This is a genomic window from Bacteroides thetaiotaomicron VPI-5482 (assembly GCF_000011065.1).
GTDB classification, from domain to species: Bacteria; Bacteroidota; Bacteroidia; order Bacteroidales; family Bacteroidaceae; genus Bacteroides; species Bacteroides thetaiotaomicron.
Genome location: NC_004663.1, coordinates 5,194,386 through 5,211,718 on the forward strand (window position 1 = coordinate 5,194,386; position 17,333 = coordinate 5,211,718).

Here is a 17,333-nt window from a genome sequence, read left to right on the forward strand (position 1 = left end):
TAAAAAACAAGAATATGAAAGCACATTATAAACTCTTTTTATCTCTGGCAATAGGATCATTCGTTACTTTTGCTGGATGTCAGGATGATGAGGTGGTGGATTTGGTTAAATATCCGGTGAATCAGCCTGCTATAACGATTGACGATGCGGAAGGAGCGTCTAAAGCGACGTTGACTGCGGTTTACAAATCTGATGGTACATTGGAATTAGATGGCCCTGTCACTAGAACTTATACATTCCATTTTGCTGCATCACCGGAAGATGCTACAGTGACTTTTGATATTATAAATACTAATATCCCAAAAGAAAATGTAGAGATCAGTGCCACTAAAGTAGTTCTTCCTGCCGGTTCAACAGATGCTTCTGTCACTGTGACTTTGAAGGATGAAGATTTTAGTTTTGCAGCATCCAATTATGATGCGACTACTTATGAATTAGGGGTGAAAGCCAGTGTGGAAGGATATAAGATAGGAACTGAACCAATACAATCTAAAGTTGTAATAGAGAAGGAGGCATACACAGCTTCATGCTCTGTGGTTGGTGAGAGCGGTAATAACGTTACATTTGAACGTGCTTTCTCTCAAGGAGCGATTGTAAATCCTGATCCTATATCCTATACTTTCAAGATGAAGTTGGATAAGCCGGCAAGAAAAGACGTAAAAGTGAAACTTGCCACTACGGGATTGGATGAACAGTTCATGAATGATATCACTGTTACTCCTGCTGAAATTACCATAGCTGCCGGAGAGTTAGAATCAGCAGAGGTTACCTGGACTATTACTGATGATTTCTTGCTGACAACAGCTGGAGAAGAATCTCACACTCTTGTTGTTACTGCATCAGCAGAAAGTGAAGACCCCGTTGTGAAGGTTAATAGTAAGGAGAACTTCTTAACCTTTAATGTGGATAAAGTACTTAGAAACTTTAAATATTTGTCTGTTATAGGTAGTAACTGGACTGAATTGTCGAAAGCAGGTTGGAGTGCGGAGATTCCTTCTGGTGTCTCCGGTAGAGCTAGTTATTTGATTGATGGTAATGGAGGAAGCTATGGATCAGATGTATATAGTTATAATCCATTCTGGTTTGTTATTGATATGAAATCAGCACAGACTTTTAATGCTTTGGGTATGGATTATTATTATACGTATGCTTCTAAGAAAGTACGTATTTCAACTTCATTGGATAATGAAAACTGGACTCCACAGGGAGTGTTGGAAGTTCCTCGTGTGGGTAATCATTATTTCCAATTCTTCTCTTCTATAACAGCTCGTTATGTAAAGGTTGAATTATTGGAAGGCTTTGGTTCATATATTGATGTAACTGAAGTTTATATCTACAACGCTCAGTAAAGTCTAGTCATTAGCAGATAAGTTAATTTTAGAGCCAGGCTTCATTTTGAAAGCCTGGCTCTTTTCTTGTATAAGCTACTATGTCCCTCCCTGTCTCCTCGTAAGGGAACCCTTGTGCCAAGGGCTTGGCACAGTTGTGCCACTACGGTGTCATTGTTGTGCCAAGCCGTTGGCACAACAATGACACCAATATGTGACAACAGTGCCACCAAATGGTGACAGTTGTGTCTTCTGAGCGTAACAGTAGTATCACTTCGTGTTACTGCCGATCACCAGTCATAATCTTCAACGTATGCATCAAAGTTTTGTAGATGAGTTGCTCCGCAATTCTTGAGGATATTTAATATTCTTTGTTGCTCGGAGGGGGTAAGGAGGCGTTCGCCTTTGCGGATGCGGTAGTAAGTTCTGCGACCAAAATAGCTCATTAAATGCGATATGACAGTTTGCATTTGCTTATAAGGCAAGTCTTCTAACATTCTGATGAATCCCTTAGCATAACGTACTTTGACATTAGAACGATAATAAGGACAATTCCCTTGTTGGGCAGCGAGATGTTTGGGACTGATAATAACCCAGTATTCAATCTTTTCCGGTACGCTTTGTGCTGTAAGTAGTCTTAAGCAAGTGTTTGCTTTTGAACATTCCCGATTGAGGCACATTGCGTACTGATAGGGGACTTTGGTAAAGTCAATTTCTTCTTCCATGATTTATAGTTGTTTGTCCGGCAAAAGTAGTGAATACTAACTGAAAAATAGCCTGAAAGTAAAGAAGTTTACTTTCAGGCTATCGTTTTTTTTGCCATTATCCGGATAAAGTCTTTCAGAACAGAGAGAAAGTCAGAAAACCGGAAGAAAAAGGGCCTAATATAGGAACGTGAATTTAATCGATGAACTAACTACTATTCTTTGGAAAAAGAATAAGGCATATCCTCTTCTTTGGTTCCTCTGTTCAGATTCGGCCGATTACTCATGTCTACTTTGATAGTACCTCCCTTGAACAAATCTTCGTGACGCAGATAATTCTTGGTATGATCAGCACCATTGAAGCTCATGGAATCAATATAGAAATTTTCCGTGCTGTTATTGGGCGCGTCGATAACAAGACTATTGCCGTTCTCGAAGTGAAGAGTAGCCTTTTTGAACAGAGGAGTTCCCATCACATATTCGTCCGTTCCAGGGCAAACAGGGTAGAAACCCAGCGCAGAGAACACATACCAGGCAGAAGTTTGTCCGTTGTCTTCGTCTCCGCAGTAACCGTCCGGTCCGGGCGTGTACATTCTGTCCATTACCTGACGTAACCAATATTGAGCCTTCCACGGTTGTCCCGCATAGTCATAGAGGTAGATCATGTGCTGGATCGGCTGATTACCATGTGCATAGTTGCCCATATTCATCACTGTCATTTCACGAATTTCGTGAATCACTTGTCCGTAATAGCTGTCATCAAAAATGGGCGGTACGGCAAATACGGAATCCATCATGGTAACAAACATCTCTTTCCCGCCCATCAGGTCAATAAGTCCCTGCGGATCGTGGAAGACAGACCAGGTATAATGCCAGCTGTTTCCTTCCGTAAAGGCATCTCCCCATTTCAGTGGTGAGAAAGGAGACTGGAATGTACCGTCTTCGTTGCGACCACGCATCAGCTTGGATTCTTTATCGAAAAGATTCTTGTAATTCATGGCACGTTTGGCAAACAGGCTGATTTCTTTCTTGGGACGTTTCAGTTCTTTAGCCAACCGATAGATACACCAGTCATCGTATGCATACTCCAGAGTACGGGCGGCGTTCTCGTTGATTTTCACATCGTAGGGTACGTATCCCAGTTTATTATAATACTCGTATCCCAATCGTCCGGTAGAAGAAACCTCCGGATGCACATTCTCCGTTCCGTGAATCAGTCCTTCATACAACGTCTTGATATCATCGACTTTTACTCCTTTCATATAGGCGTCTACCAGGATTGATGCGGAGTTATTTCCAACCATGCAACCTCTGTGCCCCGGACTTGCCCATTCGGGGAAGAAACCGCTTTCAAGGTATGTATTGATCAACCCTTCCTGCATCTCCTTATTAACCGACGGGTACATCAGATTCAACAGCGGGAAGAGGCAGCGGAATGTATCCCAGAAGCCGGTATCGGTAAACATATATCCCGGAAGTACCTGTCCGTTATACGGACTGTAATGAATGGGCTGACCGTTCGCATCCAGCTCATAGAACTTGCGCGGGAAAAGCAGTGAACGATACAGGCAGGAGTAGAATGTACGGTACTGATCCAGATTGCCGCCTTCTACTTCTATTTTGCCCAGCACCTGATTCCAGGCATCTTTTCCTTTTTGGGCGAGTTGTTCTATATTATCTTTGCCCAGTTCGTTCATATTAGCGGCAGCCTGCTCGAAGCTGATAAAAGAAGAGGCGATACGTGCGTTCACCTGCTCTCCTTTGCGGGTTTTGAATCCGATGATCGCTCCGGCATGGTCGGTTGTCTGTTCCGCTACGTTCTCTTGCAGATTTCCGTTCTCTACCGTGGCCTTATAGGTGAAAGGCTTGTCGAACTCAATGATAAAGTAGTTCTTGAAGTTTTCAGGAACACCACCGCTGTTGCGTGTGGTATAACCGATTATCTTATTCTCTTCCGGAATAATTTTGATGTAAGAACCTTTGTCGAAGGCATCTACGACCACATAAGAATGATCATTCTCCGGGAATGTGAAACGGAAAAGCACAGCACGTTCCGTCGGTGTCATTTCGGTGACTATATCGTGTTCTGCCAGGTATACTTTGTAGTAGTAAGGAGTTGCCACTTCCCCTTTATGTGCAAACCAGCTTGCCCGTTTCTCTTCGTCAAACACCGGTTGGCCCACTATCGGCATTATCGAGAACTGACCATAATCATTGATCCACGGACTGGGCTGGTGTGTCTGTTTGAACCCGCGGATTTTGTTGGCGGTATAGGTATATTGCCATCCGTCTCCCATTTTGCCTGTCTGTGGAGTCCAGAAGTTCATACCCCAGGGACGGGCAATAGCCGGATAGGTATTGCCTGTTGATAACTCAAAAGTAGATTGGGAACCCATCAGCGGATTGACGTACTGCGTCCAGTCTTTGGCTTGGGACAATAGCGTGCAATTAAGTATACAGGCTATTAATAAGAGTCTTTTCATGATAAGTAATGGTTTATATGATTATTGAGAAACATCACGCTGTCATCCGGAGCATAGCGAAGAATGACGGCGTGATGTCAGGTATCCGGAATGTTGGCTACTGTCTGACTCCCCATTGTGTAGGGTGGTCAGTCATTCTGATCTCCATGACTCCGCCCGCTACAATGTCCTGATGTCCGAAGAAAGGCGTGTCCAGAGGTTTGCCGTTCAGCAATACGCTTTCGATGTATTTGTTGCTTTTGGAGTTGTTCTTCGCCACGATGCTGAATGTCTTTTCACCGGGGAGATTGATCACGGCTTTGTCGAAAGCCGGACGTCCGATAGAATACACCGGTTTGCCCGGACATACCTGATAGAATCCCATCGAGTTGAGTATATACCATGCCGACATCTGTCCGCAGTCTTCATTCCCGGACAACCCGTCTACGTTGTTGGCATACTGGCTCCGGTAGACACTGTCCACTAATTCCTGCGTTCTCCACGGACGATTCACATAGTTGTACAGATGAATCACGTGATGACTCGGCTCATTGCCATGTGCATACTGACCGATCAGTCCGCTGATATCAGCCGAGGTGGTTTCTCCGTCCAGACTCGAATCGACTGTAAACAGCGAATCCAGCTTTTCTACAAAAGCGTCCTCGCCTCCCATCAGTTTCACAAGTCCTTCCACATCGTGCGGAACAAACCAGGTCCATTGCCAAGCGGTTCCTTCGCAATAGTCATCACTACGGTGAGTGGAGGCACGCGGGTTGAACGGGGTGCGCCATTCGCCATTCGAATCCAGTCCGCGCATGAAACGGGTCGATTTGTCGAAATAGAACTCATAGGCTTTAGCGAAACGTTCATACTTTGCTTTGTTTTCGAAGTCGTTCATCGCTTCGGCAAAGATGGAGATACACCAGTCGTCGTAGGCATATTCCAATGCTTTGGCTACAGATTCATTTTCGCGGTCGCAGGGGATGTAGCCGATAGCGTTTTTATAATACTTCGCTTTGGGCATCAGATGCGGCAGCACCAGATCGGGGCATTTGATGCCTGTCGTGTCATATTCGGCTGCCCGCAGACTGGCTTTGTATGCTTCGTGAGCATCAAAATTGCGGTAACCTTTCATATAGGCATCCACGATAACCGGGACTGCATGATATCCGATCATCGTTCCAGTGTAGTTGGAAGCCAGATCCCACATCGGGTATATTCCGCCTTCCTGATGTTTCCTAATCAGTGAATTGATGAACTGATTGTTCAGATTCGGGTCAATGATCGTCATCAGCGGGTGCAGCGCGCGGAAAGTATCCCACAGGGAGAAGACAGTATACAGCGGATTGATGGTATCTCCCTGATGTACTTCGAGATCCATGCCGAGATAGCGTCCGTCCGCATCCGTAAACAGGTTCGGGCTGATGGCCGTATGATACAGGGCGGTATAAAAGATGGTTTTATCTTCTTTATCGGAAGTGGTGATGTCTATTTTAGACAGATAATTGTTCCAGGCAGTGCGGGCGTCTTTTCGTACCTTGTCGAAGTCCCATTCGGGAATTTCGGATTCCACATTCTTGCGTGCGCCGGCGATATCGACGGCAGATACACCCACTTTTACCAGTACTTCTTCGTCTTTCTTTGTATTGAAGTGCAGCACCGCTTTGCATACAGGCAGGCGCTTGCCGTTGTCCATCGTGACAGAGTCGGTGATGAGGGTATATGCGAACGGTTTGGAGAACTTGGCGTAGAAGTTAATATACTGGTCGAAAGCCCAGTAAGTCGTCTTCTTGTGTCCGCAGATTTCCGTGTCGCTGATTACTTCGATTTCCATCTCGTAGTTGGTCTGCCGTTGCAGGCTGTAGTCCAGGTCGATGATAAATCCGGATTCTGTGCTTTCGGGGAAAGTGTAGCGGTGGATGGCGCCGCGCTTGGTAGCCGTGATCTCCGCTTTTACCTGATAGGTGTCGAGGAAGACGGAGTAATATCCGGGTTCCGCTGTCTCATTCTCGTGCGAGAAAGCAGAGGCGTAAGCCAGTTTCTGGCTTTCCGGATCAGTTGTCAGATACTGCGGCTTGCCGACAGTCGGCATCAGTAATACGTCTCCGTAGTCACAACAGCCTGTACCGCTGACGTGGGTATGCGAAAAACCGTTGATCGTGTTGTCGTCGTAATAATAACCGGAGCAGGCGTCCCAGCCGTCGATCCTGGTGTCCGGACTGGGCTGGATCATACCGTGCGGAACTACAGCTCCGGGGAAAGTATGTCCATGTCCGCCGGTGCCTATGAAAGGATTGACATAAGCACTATAATCTTTTACACTGGGGGACTCTGTGCAGGAGTTGAGCATTATAAATCCTCCGAAACATCCTATCAGAAGTGTCTTTAATTTCATGTCGTTTATTAGTTTAAGTTTAACACAGGACTCATTTCTTATCTGAAGAGATAAAGATGTTGTTTCCTACGATTTTATATTCAATAGGTATGGAATTCTGCAAGGATTTCAATACCGATTCGATGGTTGATTTTTTCTTCAATACACCCGAATATGTTTTGTCCGACCGAATGTCAGGAGACAGAATGATCTTCACGTCGTAGAAGCGTTCCAGTGCCTTGGTGATGGTAAATATGTTTGCTTTATTGAATGGTATCAGATTGTCACGCCATACAGCATCCAGTTTCGCGTCGACCTGTTTCACCGTCAGCCGTCCGCTGTTTCTGTTCAGTTCGGCACGCTGACCGGGGGCGAGGACAATTTGTCCTTCGTCCTTGTTGCCTTTCACTTCGATTTCTCCTTCGATCAAGGTTGCTTCCGCTATCCGGCAACGTTTGTCGCATTTGAAGTTGAAAGTGGTTCCCAGTACACGTACGCGCATAGCGTCGCTTTCTACCGTGAATGGTTTATGGCGGTTCTTGGTCACTTCGAAATAGGCTTCTCCGTCCAGATACACATTACGTTCTTTTTCGGAGAATTCGCGCGGGTACTTCAGCGTGGCGGCATTGTTCAGCCAGACTTTCGTTCCATCTGGCAAGACAACTTCCTTCACGATGCCTTCATTGGCAACGGCTACCAGCATCTGATGTTCCGGCCGGTTGTAGAACCAATATCCGGCTCCTCCGCCCATTAGTAAAGCGACGGCAAGGATGGCCGCATATCTCATCCAGCGATGCATATGCAGTACTTTATCTTTCTTCTTTTTCTCTTGCGACAGTTGTTTATAAAGCCTTTTTTCCGCATTAGCCATTCTCTGTTCATCGGCATAATGGTCAAACTTACCCAGATGATAAATTTCTTCCATGCGGAACAACTGGCGGGCATTTTCGTCCGATTCGCTGATCCAGGCATTTACCTCCATCAGCTCTTCTTCAGAACACTGACCAGTCAGATATTTGTTTATTATTTCTTCGCTCAGATTTCTCATTTTCTTTTCCTTCATATAAGTAATACAACTGAAACCCCAAAAACACTTATCTTTAATCCAATAAAAATAAGAGGAGAATGAACCAAAGATGTCCGAGACGATTTCGCAGGAACTTCAAAGCCTTATACATATGTGCCTCTACCGTGCGGAGTGAAACTCCCAGTACATCGGCTATCTCCTTATTTTTCATGTCGTGCAGATAGCTGAGCTTGAAAACTTCTTTGCACTTGTCCGGAAGCTCATTGATCGCATCGTGAATCTCTTTCCGCAATTCCTGGTCTTCGATCTTGCGGATCACTTCGTTATTGTCCGGCTGATAAAACTCTGCACGCCTCCGGTTTATCTCTTCCATGGCGGCGCAATAGCCATCTTCTACATTACGATGTTTCAATACGTTAAGGGCACGTGTATAGACAGCACGATAGAGGAAAGCCTGAATCTGCTCTCCTATCTCTATGCTGTCTTTTCGTTTCCAAAGCTCTACGAACACGTCCTGCACTACATCCTCCGCCTCTTCTTCTCCCACCAGTCGGGTGGCATAGAATATCAGGCTGGGGTAGTACCTGCGGAATAGAGCTTTGTAGGTTAAGTCGAAGTTTTCATTCATTTTTCCGATAGATTAGTTTAGGTGGACCTACTGGGTCTGTTCTTCAAATTCGACTTCCACTAAGGGAGTATTCCCCATTTCAAATTCGACGGTGGTACCGCTCATAATCTGTTCATGGGTAAGGTAGGTCTTGTTGTACGGTTGACCGTCTACTTTGATAGATTGAATGTAAATATTCTCTTTGCTCACTTTGGGAGCAAGTACTGTAAATGTCTTTCCGTTAGCCAGATGCAACTTCATCTCCGGGAACAGGGGAGTACCTATTTCATACTTTCCGCTGACCGGATTGACGGGATAGAATCCCATCGCGCTGAATACGTACCAGGCAGACATTTGTCCGCAGTCTTCGTTTCCGCAAAGACCGGCAGGCTCGTTCTTGTAAAGCTCGTTCATTACCTTGGCAACGTATTTCTGTGTCAGGTTCTGTTGTCCTACGGCATTGAAGAGATAGATTACGTGATGGCTCGGCTCATTGCCGTGAGCATATTGCCCGATCATTCCCGTGCTGAAGATGGGAAGTTCTTCGTCGGCTGCCGGATGGTAGGTAAACATGCTGTCCAGTTTCTCTGCAAAGCGGTTTTTACCTCCTGTGAGATCAATCAGACCATCTATGTCATGCTGCACGGACCAGAAGTATTGCCAGCCGTTGCTTTCGCAGATATGCGGAGTGTATTCGTCGGCTTTGAAGTCTTTGATAAAGTTTCCTTTATCGTCACGCGGCTGCATGAACGAAGTGGCCGGGTTGTAAACATTCTTGTAGTTCTGAGAACGTTTGTAGAATTCGTCCGCTATCTCCTTCTTGCCCATCTTGTTCGCCATCTCAGCGATGCAGTAATCGTCAAATGCATATTCCAGTGTTTTGGACAGTGACCAATTTTCGGCATTGTAATGATCTGTCACGTTGTAAGGAATATAGCCTAATTGCTTGTATAGCCCGATGCCCCGGTAGTTATCCAAGTTGGCGGTAGCTACGCAGGCGGCCAGTGCTTTCTCCGCATCAAAGTTGCCTATACCTTTCAGATAAGCGTCTACAATCACGGGAACGGCATGATAGCCGATCATCATATCGGTTTCACTCCCGTAGAAGTTCCATACGGGCAGGCGTCCGTTCTGTTCAAAGAAGGCGATGAAGGATTTTACCATGTCGTTGACACGTTCCGGTTCGGTATATGTGAAAAGGGGATGGGCGGCACGGTAGGTATCCCAAAGGGAGAAAGTGCTGTAATTCACCCAGCCGTCACTCTGATGTACTTTTTTGTCGGGACCGTAATAGGCTCCGTCTACGTCACTGTAAATCGTAGGTGCGATCATCGAGTGGTACAGAGCCGTATAAAAGTTTACTTTATCGTCTTGATTGTCACCCTCGACTTCGATCTTTCCCAGTTGGCGGTTCCAGTTTGCTTTTGTTTCTGCCAGATACTTGTCGAAGTCATTTTCGGGCACTTCGGCTTGCAGGTTCTTGGCTGCGCCTTCCATGCTGACGCCGGAAATGGCGGTATTGACGAGAATCTGTTCTCCTTCTTCGGTATGGAAGTCAAAACGTGCGATGACAGCCGTACCGATGTGTTGCTTGTCTTTGATAATGGCAGTCGTATCCAGTTCCACCTTGTCGAAAGGCTTCGAGAAGCGGGTGCGGAAGTAGATTCGCTGGTCGCGTGCCCAGCCGTCGGAGTAACGGTATCCTTGAATCGTCACAGAGTCCACTACTTCGATGTGCGAATCGTTTGTGAAGTCCCAGTTCATGGCTTTCTTCAGATTCAGGAAGATGGCGGCTTCGGCTTTGGGGAAGGTGTATCGCTGGATGCCACAACGTTCGGTTGCGGTCAGTTCCACATTGATATGGTAGTCTTTCAGACGTACTTGATAGTAGCCTGCATAGGCGCTCTCTTCATCGTGAGAAAACTTGGAGTAGATGCCCAGCGGCGCTTCTGCCTCTTTGTAGGGCAGTGTGACCGGCATGAAAGAGATGTCGTACAAGTCGCCTGCACCTGTTCCCGAAAGGTGGGTATGGCTGAAGCCGGCGATGGTGCTGTCCGGATAAAAATAGCCGGAGATGCGGTCCCATCCCGGAAGTCCGTTGTCCGGGCTGAGCTGCACCATACCGAAGGGGGCTTGTGCGCCGGGATAAGTGTTTCCTGTGAAATCGGTGCCAATAAAAGGATTTACATACGATGTGTAATCAATTTCAGCTTGTGTCTGTTTGGTGTTGCAGGATGCAAAAATACAAACGATTAGAAGTAGGTAAATAGGTGTTTTCATCGGTGTACGGGTATTGGTGATTACTTATTTTATTATTTGAAGGATAAGAAAAATAATTAATCTGTTTACAAAGGTAGGAAAAAGTTGTGATAATTGAGTTTATATCACGAATATTTTTGGCAGGAGGCTGATTAGTTGCTGTTGACACTGGAATCTGAAATAAAAAAACGTGCCTTAAAGTGCGGGTGACTTTAAGACACGGTTCTTGTATTGGATGTATGTTACTGCTTTTTTAGATACCTGCGAGTTCCAGTACCTTTTCGATAGCGGCATTCAGTCCGTCTGTATTCTTGCCTCCGGCAGTAGCGAAATGAGGTTGACCGCCTCCGCCGCCTTGAATCAGTTTGGCTGCTTCTTTCACCAGGTTGCCTGCTTTCAAGCCACCGGCCACCAGATTGTCACTTAGCATGACGGTCAGCATAGGCTTGCCGTTGTCGAGGCTTCCGGCCACAAAGAACAGGTTTTCTGTGATTTCACCGCGAAGCTGGAAGGCGATATTCTTCACCACTTCCGCCGGCAACGGAGCACAGAACTTGATTACCTTGATACCGTGAATTTCCTGTATATTCTTCAGCAGTCTTTCTTTCAGCGAGGCTTCTTTCTCTTTCATGTAGTCTTCTACCTGCTTTTTCAGTCCTGCGTTTTCCTCAATATACTTGCGGATGGCAATACCCAAGTCGGGTGCGTTGTTGAAGAGCGATTTCAATTCACTGATCGTATCCTGAATGGTATCCAGCATTTCTTCCACACGGGCTCCCGTATATGCTTCGATACGGCGTACACCGGCTGCAACAGAGCTTTCGGAAATGATCTTCACCATACCGATATTTCCGGTTGCGGCTACGTGGATACCTCCACAGAATTCGATAGAAGAACCGAACTGGATGACACGTACTCTTTCACCGTACTTTTCACCGAAGAGGGCGATAGCTCCTAGCTCTTTCGCTTCTTCGATAGGAATGTTGCGGTATTCCTTCAAAGGTATGTTGGCACGAATCTTGGCATTCACCAGGTGTTCTACCTGGCGGATTTCTTCGTCGGTCACCTTCTGGAAGTGAGAGAAGTCGAAACGCAGTGAATCCGGTGTTACTAACGAACCTTTCTGTTCGATATGCTCGCCCAGTACTTCACGCAGGGCAGAGTCCAGCAGGTGAGTTGCCGAGTGATTGGCTGCGCAGGCTGCCCGTTTGTCGGTGTCTACACAAGCCATCATCGGAGCTTCCGGATGTTCCGGCAACTTTTTGGTAATATGTATCGGTAGATTGTTCTCTTTCTTGGTGTCAATCACTTCGATGGTCTCGAATTCGCTGACCAATACACCGGTGTCGCCTACCTGACCACCGCTTTCTGCATAGAACGGAGTACAGTCAAGTACGATCTGATACAGTGTCTGGTTTTTCTGCTTGATCTGACGATAGCGGAGAATAGATGCTTCGTATTCAGTATAGTCGTAACCTACGAATTCGGTTGTTCCTTCTCTCAGAGTCACCCAGTCACCGGTTTCGATGGCGGCAGCGTTACGTGCACGCTGTTTCTGCTGTTGCATTTCCGCGTTGAACTCTTCGATGTTGACTGTCATTCCGTTTTCGCGAAGAATCAGTTCTGTCAGGTCTAACGGAAAACCGAAAGTATCATATAAGGTAAAGGCATCTTTACCGCTGATTTCTGTCTTTCCGGCGGCCTTTGTATCTCCCATTGTTTTATCCAGCAGACGGATACCTGTTTCCAGCGTGCGAAGGAAGGCTTCTTCTTCTTCCTTGATTACTTTTTCGATCAGACCTTTCTGTGCGATCAGTTCCGGATAAGCGTCTCCCATGTTGTCGATCAACACCGGAAGCAGCTTGTACATGAATGACTGTTTCTGTCCGAGGAAAGTATATCCGTAGCGAACGGCGCGGCGGAGGATACGGCGGATTACATAACCTGCCTTGGCATTGGAAGGCAGCTGACCGTCCGTAATGGAGAAAGCAATCGTACGGATGTGGTCAGCGATTACACGCATGGCGATGTCCTGTTGTTTGTCTTTTCCGTACTCTGTGCCTGACATTGCTGCAATCGCTTTCAGCATCGGCTGGAATACGTCTGTATCGTAGTTGGAAGTCTTGCCCTGCAAAGCCATACAGAGGCGTTCGAATCCCATACCTGTATCGATAACCTTTGCAGGAAGTGGTTCGAGGCTGCCGTCAGCTTTACGGTTATATTGCATGAACACAAGGTTCCATATTTCAATCACTTGGGGATGATCGTGGTTGACGAGATCACGGCCGGAGATTTTGGCACGTTCTTCTGCCGGACGGAGGTCGATGTGGATTTCCGAACAAGGTCCGCAAGGACCTGTATCACCCATTTCCCAGAAGTTGTCGTGCTTGTTGCCGTTGATGATGTGATCTTTCGGCAGATACTGTTCCCAGTAAGAAGCGGCTTCGTCGTCACGGCTCAGTCCTTCTTCGGGACTTCCTTCGAATACAGTGGCGTACAGGTGTTCCGGATTCAGTTTCAATACTTCTACCAGATATTCCCATGCCCAGTTGATGGCTTCTTTCTTGAAGTAGTCACCGAATGACCAGTTGCCCAGCATTTCGAACATGGTGTGGTGGTACGTATCGTGTCCCACTTCTTCCAGGTCATTATGCTTTCCGCTTACACGCAGACATTTCTGAGAGTCCGCGACTCTGTGATATTTGGCCGGGTGGTTACCCAAAATAATATCTTTAAACTGGTTCATCCCTGCGTTGGTAAACATCAGGGTAGGGTCATCTTTTATCACCATCGGAGCCGAGGGAACAATGTGGTGTCCTTTCGACTCAAAGAAATTCTTGAATGAATCTCTGATCTCTTTTGCAGTCAACATATTCTTCTATATATCTATTGTTGAGGTTAATATTCTCAAAAAACTGTGCAAAGATAGCTTGTTTTTATTACTTTTGCCGTATTAACAAGCGAAATATTTCCAAAAAGATGCGCAAAGTTTACTACATCTACAATCCAAGGACGCAGACTTATGACCGAATTTACCCTACCGTACGGCAGCGTGCACTTAGCATTCTGCGCCGGCTTTTTATCGGTATGGGACTTGGAGCCGGATGCTTCATCGTCTTGCTTCTAGTGTTCGGATCGCCTTCGGAGAAGGAGCTGCGAATCGAAAATAGCCGTCTTTTGGCGCAATATAATGTACTTTCCCGCCGTCTGGATGATGCGATGGGGGTGCTGCAGGATATTCAGCAGCGTGACGATAACCTGTATCGGGTGATTCTGCAAGCTGATCCTGTTTCGCCGGCTATCCGTCAGGCAGGTTTTGGAGGTACGAACCGGTATGAGGAGCTGATGGATCTGGCAAACTCCAAGCTGGTGGTAAATACGACCCAAAAGCTGGATGTACTGTCCAAACAACTTTATATCCAGTCCAAATCTTTCGATGACGTGGTGGATATGTGTAAGAATCATGATGAAATGCTGAAATGTATTCCGGCTATCCAGCCTATCTCCAATAAAGACCTTCGCAAGACTGCTTCCGGATACGGAACACGTATTGATCCGATTTACGGTACGACGAAGTTTCATTCGGGAATGGACTTCTCCGCTCATCCGGGAACGGATGTCTATGCGACCGGTGACGGTACAGTGGTAAAAGTAGGATGGGAAACCGGATATGGCAATACGATTGAGATTGATCATGGCTTCGGTTATCTGACTCGGTACGCTCACTTACAGAGCTATAACACGAAAGTTGGGAAAAAGGTGGTGCGTGGCGAGGTGATTGGAAAAGTGGGAAGTACAGGTAAGAGCACCGGTCCTCATCTTCACTATGAGGTACACGTGAAGGGAAAGGTTGTGAATCCTGTCAACTATTACTTCATGGACTTGAGTGCGGAAGATTATGAGAAGATGATTCAACTAGCCGCCAATCACGGTAAAGTGTTCGATTAATCTCTTAAAACAACGATTTCTATGCTGAATACGGACAAAGAACTAAAATTATATTACTCCATAGCCGAAGTGGCCGATATGTTTGGAGTCAATGCATCCTTGCTTCGTTTTTGGGAGAAGGAGTTCCCGCAGATTTCTCCCAGGACAACGGGGAGGGGGATACGTCAGTATCGAAAGGAGGATGTGGAAACGATTGGTCTGATCTATCATCTGGTGAAGGAGAAAGGTCTGACGCTTCCCGGTGCCCGTCAACGGTTGAAGGATAATAAGGAAGCCACGGTTCGCAATTACGAAATTGTGAACCGTCTGAAAGGTATTAAGGAAGAGCTTCTGGCTATCAAGAAAGAACTGGACGGACGATAAATTATTCCTCCACCCGGTTCACCTGTTTGATGTTTTGAATCTTCTTCAGATTATTACAGATTGTCTTTACATCTTCCACATCGTGTACCCATAGCTGAATCTTTCCTTCGAATATCCCGTCATTCGTTTCAATGGCAAGTTTACGGATGTTCACGTTGAGCTGTCTGGAAATGACCTGAGTCACTTCATTCAGAAGTCCCATGCTGTCTATACCTCTTAAATAGATATATACGAGGAAAGAAAGTTCTTTGTGAGTATCCCATTCGGTCGCTAATATACGGTTACCATAGCTGCTTTTCAGCTTGGCAGCAACAGGGCACTGGCGTTTATGAATAATAATGCGGTCGTTTTCATCAACGTAACCCAAAACATCATCACCGGGAATCGGATGACAACATTCGGCCATGATGTATTTCTTTTGCAGGCTTTCTTCGGTCAGTTTAAGAATCTCTTTCGGATTGATCTTTTCTTTTTCCTGCGGTTCTTTCTCTTCCGGTTTTTCCTTGTTGCTGTTCCCGAAGGAGAACGTCAGGTATTTCTTCCAGTTGCTGGTTTGCTTTTCTCTCAGCTCGTTCTTGTCCGCTTCTCCCAAAGTAATGGCTTTGCTGCCGATAGCGGCCAGTAACTCTTCTTCATTCTTGAAGTTGTGAAATTTACGCAACTTCTCGATGACAGCTTCTTCCGGACGTATTTCTTCCTTCTTCAGAAACTCGTTGAGTAGCTCTTCGCCAATTTTCTGATTCGCTTTCCGTTCTTTGCGAAGAATCGCTGCGATCTTGGCACGGGCACGGGCGGTCGTTGCAAATACCTCCCATTGCGGTTGTACACGTTGGGATTTGGAGGTCAATATTTCAACCTGATCTCCACTTTGCAGTTTATGACTTAGCGGCACCAGTTTATGATTGACCTTGGCGCCGATACAATGGCTACCGATATCTGTGTGCAGTGAGAAGGCAAAATCCAGTGCCGTAGAGTTTTGTGGCATTGTCTTTAACTCTCCCTTCGGAGTGAACACGAAGATTTCGGAAGCAAACAGGTTCAGTTTGATCGTATCCAAAAAGTCGATTGCGTCCGGTTGCGGATCATCCAGTATCTCTTTAATGGTTTTCAGCCATTTCTCCAGTTCACCTTCGTCTTCGCTGCCTCCTCCTTCTTTATATTTCCAGTGGGCGGCAAAGCCTTGTTCTGCAACATCGTTCATCCGTTCGCTGCGAATCTGTACCTCGATCCATTGTCCGTTGTTTCCCATCAGGGTGACGTGCAATGCTTGGTAACCATTCGCCTTCGGGTGGCTTACCCAGTCGCGTAGGCGGTCGGGATGAGGCTTGTATATCTTGGAAATGGAGACATAGATGTCGAAACAGTCGTTGAGCTCTTCTTCCACGTTGCGTGGTTCGAAGATGATGCGGACAGCGAGCAAGTCATAAATCTCCTCGAACGGGACGTGTTTGGTCTGCATCTTGTTCCAGATGGAGTAGATCGATTTCACACGTGCCAAAATCCGGTATTTCAGCCCCATCTTATCCAGCTGGGTGCGGATCGGAGCTGTGAAGTCGTTGAATACTTTGTCGCGTTCGGCGGCGGTAGCATTCAGCTTTTCTTCTATCTCGGCATATTCTTCGGGGTGTTCATATTTGAAGCTGAGGTTTTCAAGCTCTGTTTTTATCTTGTACAGACCTAGGCGGTTGGCTAACGGGGCATAGATGTAGAGAGTTTCTCCTGCTATCTTATATTGCTTGTTGGGCAGCATGGAACCCAGCGTGCGCATATTGTGCAAGCGGTCGGCTATTTTGATCAGGATAACTCGGATATCGTTCGACATGGTGAGCAGTAACTTCTTGAAGTTCTCTGCCTGTGCCGAAGCACGGTCACCGAAGATCCCTCCGGAGATTTTGGTCAGTCCGTCTACAATCTGGGCAATCTTCGGTCCAAAGATATTTTCGATGTCTTCTACCGTGTAATCAGTGTCTTCTACTACGTCGTGCAGCAGTGCCGCACAGATAGAAGTAGAACCAAGACCAATTTCGTTACATACTATTTGTGCAACGGCAATCGGGTGCATGATATAAGGTTCGCCGGATCGGCGTTTGATTCCTTTGTGTGCCTGATTAGCGAAGTTGAAAGCTTTTGTGATGATTTCAACTCGTTTGCGATGTTTAGTATGGAGATAATCATTCAGAAGTTCCTGGAACGCCTGATTGATCATCTCTTCATCTGCTATTTCTTTGGGGGTTATATTATCCATATTCGTTATCCTTTCA

Annotated in this window: 11 protein-coding genes; 3 read left to right on the forward strand and 8 right to left on the reverse strand. The window is 46.3% G+C overall.

Annotation, left to right across the window (positions count from 1 at the left end):
- The first annotated feature begins 14 nt into the window (after positions 1-14).
- Positions 15-1,349, forward strand: coding sequence for a DUF4989 domain-containing protein (locus tag BT_RS20125; RefSeq protein WP_011109051.1), 1,335 nt, complete (start codon positions 15-17; stop codon positions 1,347-1,349).
- A gap of 269 nt (positions 1,350-1,618) precedes the next feature.
- Here the strand turns inward: BT_RS20125 and BT_RS20130 are convergent, their stop codons facing one another.
- The 7 genes from BT_RS20130 to alaS form a co-directional block, all read right to left on the reverse strand.
- Positions 1,619-2,053 carry a DUF6078 family protein gene (locus tag BT_RS20130; protein WP_008760904.1) on the reverse strand — a complete coding sequence of 145 codons (435 nt, stop codon included), beginning with the start codon at positions 2,051-2,053 and terminating at the stop codon, positions 1,619-1,621.
- 194 nt (positions 2,054-2,247) lie between these two features.
- The gene (locus tag BT_RS20135) at positions 2,248-4,515 is read right to left on the reverse strand and encodes a GH92 family glycosyl hydrolase (protein ID WP_011109052.1); all 2,268 of its coding nucleotides are present in this window, start codon (positions 4,513-4,515) and stop codon (positions 2,248-2,250) included.
- Positions 4,516-4,612: 97 nt separating this feature from the next.
- Positions 4,613-6,889 (reverse strand): GH92 family glycosyl hydrolase, encoded by a 2,277-nt coding sequence (locus BT_RS20140; RefSeq protein ID WP_011109053.1) that lies wholly within the window; start codon positions 6,887-6,889, stop codon positions 4,613-4,615.
- Between the two features lie 31 nt (positions 6,890-6,920).
- Positions 6,921-7,931 carry a FecR family protein gene (locus BT_RS20145; RefSeq protein WP_162303128.1) on the reverse strand — a complete coding sequence of 337 codons (1,011 nt, stop codon included), beginning with the start codon at positions 7,929-7,931 and terminating at the stop codon, positions 6,921-6,923.
- A 37-nt stretch (positions 7,932-7,968) separates the two neighbouring features.
- Entirely contained in the window at positions 7,969-8,523 is a 555-nt protein-coding gene (locus tag BT_RS20150; protein WP_011109055.1) for an RNA polymerase sigma-70 factor, read from the reverse strand.
- Between the two features lie 27 nt (positions 8,524-8,550).
- Entirely contained in the window at positions 8,551-10,782 is a 2,232-nt protein-coding gene (locus BT_RS20155) for a GH92 family glycosyl hydrolase (RefSeq protein WP_011109056.1), read from the reverse strand.
- A gap of 232 nt (positions 10,783-11,014) precedes the next feature.
- Complete coding sequence (alaS, locus tag BT_RS20160; protein ID WP_011109057.1) at positions 11,015-13,633, reverse strand: alanine--tRNA ligase; 2,619 nt, start codon at positions 13,631-13,633, stop codon at positions 11,015-11,017.
- Between the two features lie 107 nt (positions 13,634-13,740).
- On the opposite strand from alaS, the gene BT_RS20165 reads away from it, so the two are divergent.
- Positions 13,741-14,709 carry a M23 family metallopeptidase gene (locus tag BT_RS20165; protein WP_008760911.1) on the forward strand — a complete coding sequence of 323 codons (969 nt, stop codon included), beginning with the start codon at positions 13,741-13,743 and terminating at the stop codon, positions 14,707-14,709.
- Positions 14,710-14,730: 21 nt separating this feature from the next.
- Positions 14,731-15,072, forward strand: a complete 342-nt coding sequence (locus BT_RS20170; RefSeq protein WP_008760912.1) for a MerR family transcriptional regulator — start codon at positions 14,731-14,733, stop codon at positions 15,070-15,072.
- A 1-nt stretch (position 15,073) separates the two neighbouring features.
- Here the strand turns inward: BT_RS20170 and BT_RS20175 are convergent, their stop codons facing one another.
- Complete coding sequence (locus tag BT_RS20175; protein ID WP_008760913.1) at positions 15,074-17,317, reverse strand: RelA/SpoT family protein; 2,244 nt, start codon at positions 17,315-17,317, stop codon at positions 15,074-15,076.
- Between the last annotated feature and the right edge of the window lie 16 nt (positions 17,318-17,333).

What these genes read in the sequence shown, in the direction of transcription:
- BT_RS20145 (WP_162303128.1), bottom strand. Translation starts at nt 7,931, where the DNA reads ATGAAGGAAAAGAAAATGAGAAATCTGAGCGAAGAAATAATAAACAAA.
- alaS (WP_011109057.1), bottom strand. Translation starts at nt 13,633, where the DNA reads ATGTTGACTGCAAAAGAGATCAGAGATTCATTCAAGAATTTCTTTGAG.
- BT_RS20150 (WP_011109055.1), bottom strand. Translation starts at nt 8,523, where the DNA reads ATGAATGAAAACTTCGACTTAACCTACAAAGCTCTATTCCGCAGGTAC.
- BT_RS20140 (WP_011109053.1), bottom strand. Translation starts at nt 6,889, where the DNA reads ATGAAATTAAAGACACTTCTGATAGGATGTTTCGGAGGATTTATAATG.
- BT_RS20135 (WP_011109052.1), bottom strand. Translation starts at nt 4,515, where the DNA reads ATGAAAAGACTCTTATTAATAGCCTGTATACTTAATTGCACGCTATTG.
- BT_RS20125 (WP_011109051.1), top strand. Translation starts at nt 15, where the DNA reads ATGAAAGCACATTATAAACTCTTTTTATCTCTGGCAATAGGATCATTC.
- BT_RS20170 (WP_008760912.1), top strand. Translation starts at nt 14,731, where the DNA reads ATGCTGAATACGGACAAAGAACTAAAATTATATTACTCCATAGCCGAA.
- BT_RS20175 (WP_008760913.1), bottom strand. Translation starts at nt 17,317, where the DNA reads ATGGATAATATAACCCCCAAAGAAATAGCAGATGAAGAGATGATCAAT.
- BT_RS20165 (WP_008760911.1), top strand. Translation starts at nt 13,741, where the DNA reads ATGCGCAAAGTTTACTACATCTACAATCCAAGGACGCAGACTTATGAC.
- BT_RS20130 (WP_008760904.1), bottom strand. Translation starts at nt 2,053, where the DNA reads ATGGAAGAAGAAATTGACTTTACCAAAGTCCCCTATCAGTACGCAATG.
- BT_RS20155 (WP_011109056.1), bottom strand. Translation starts at nt 10,782, where the DNA reads ATGAAAACACCTATTTACCTACTTCTAATCGTTTGTATTTTTGCATCC.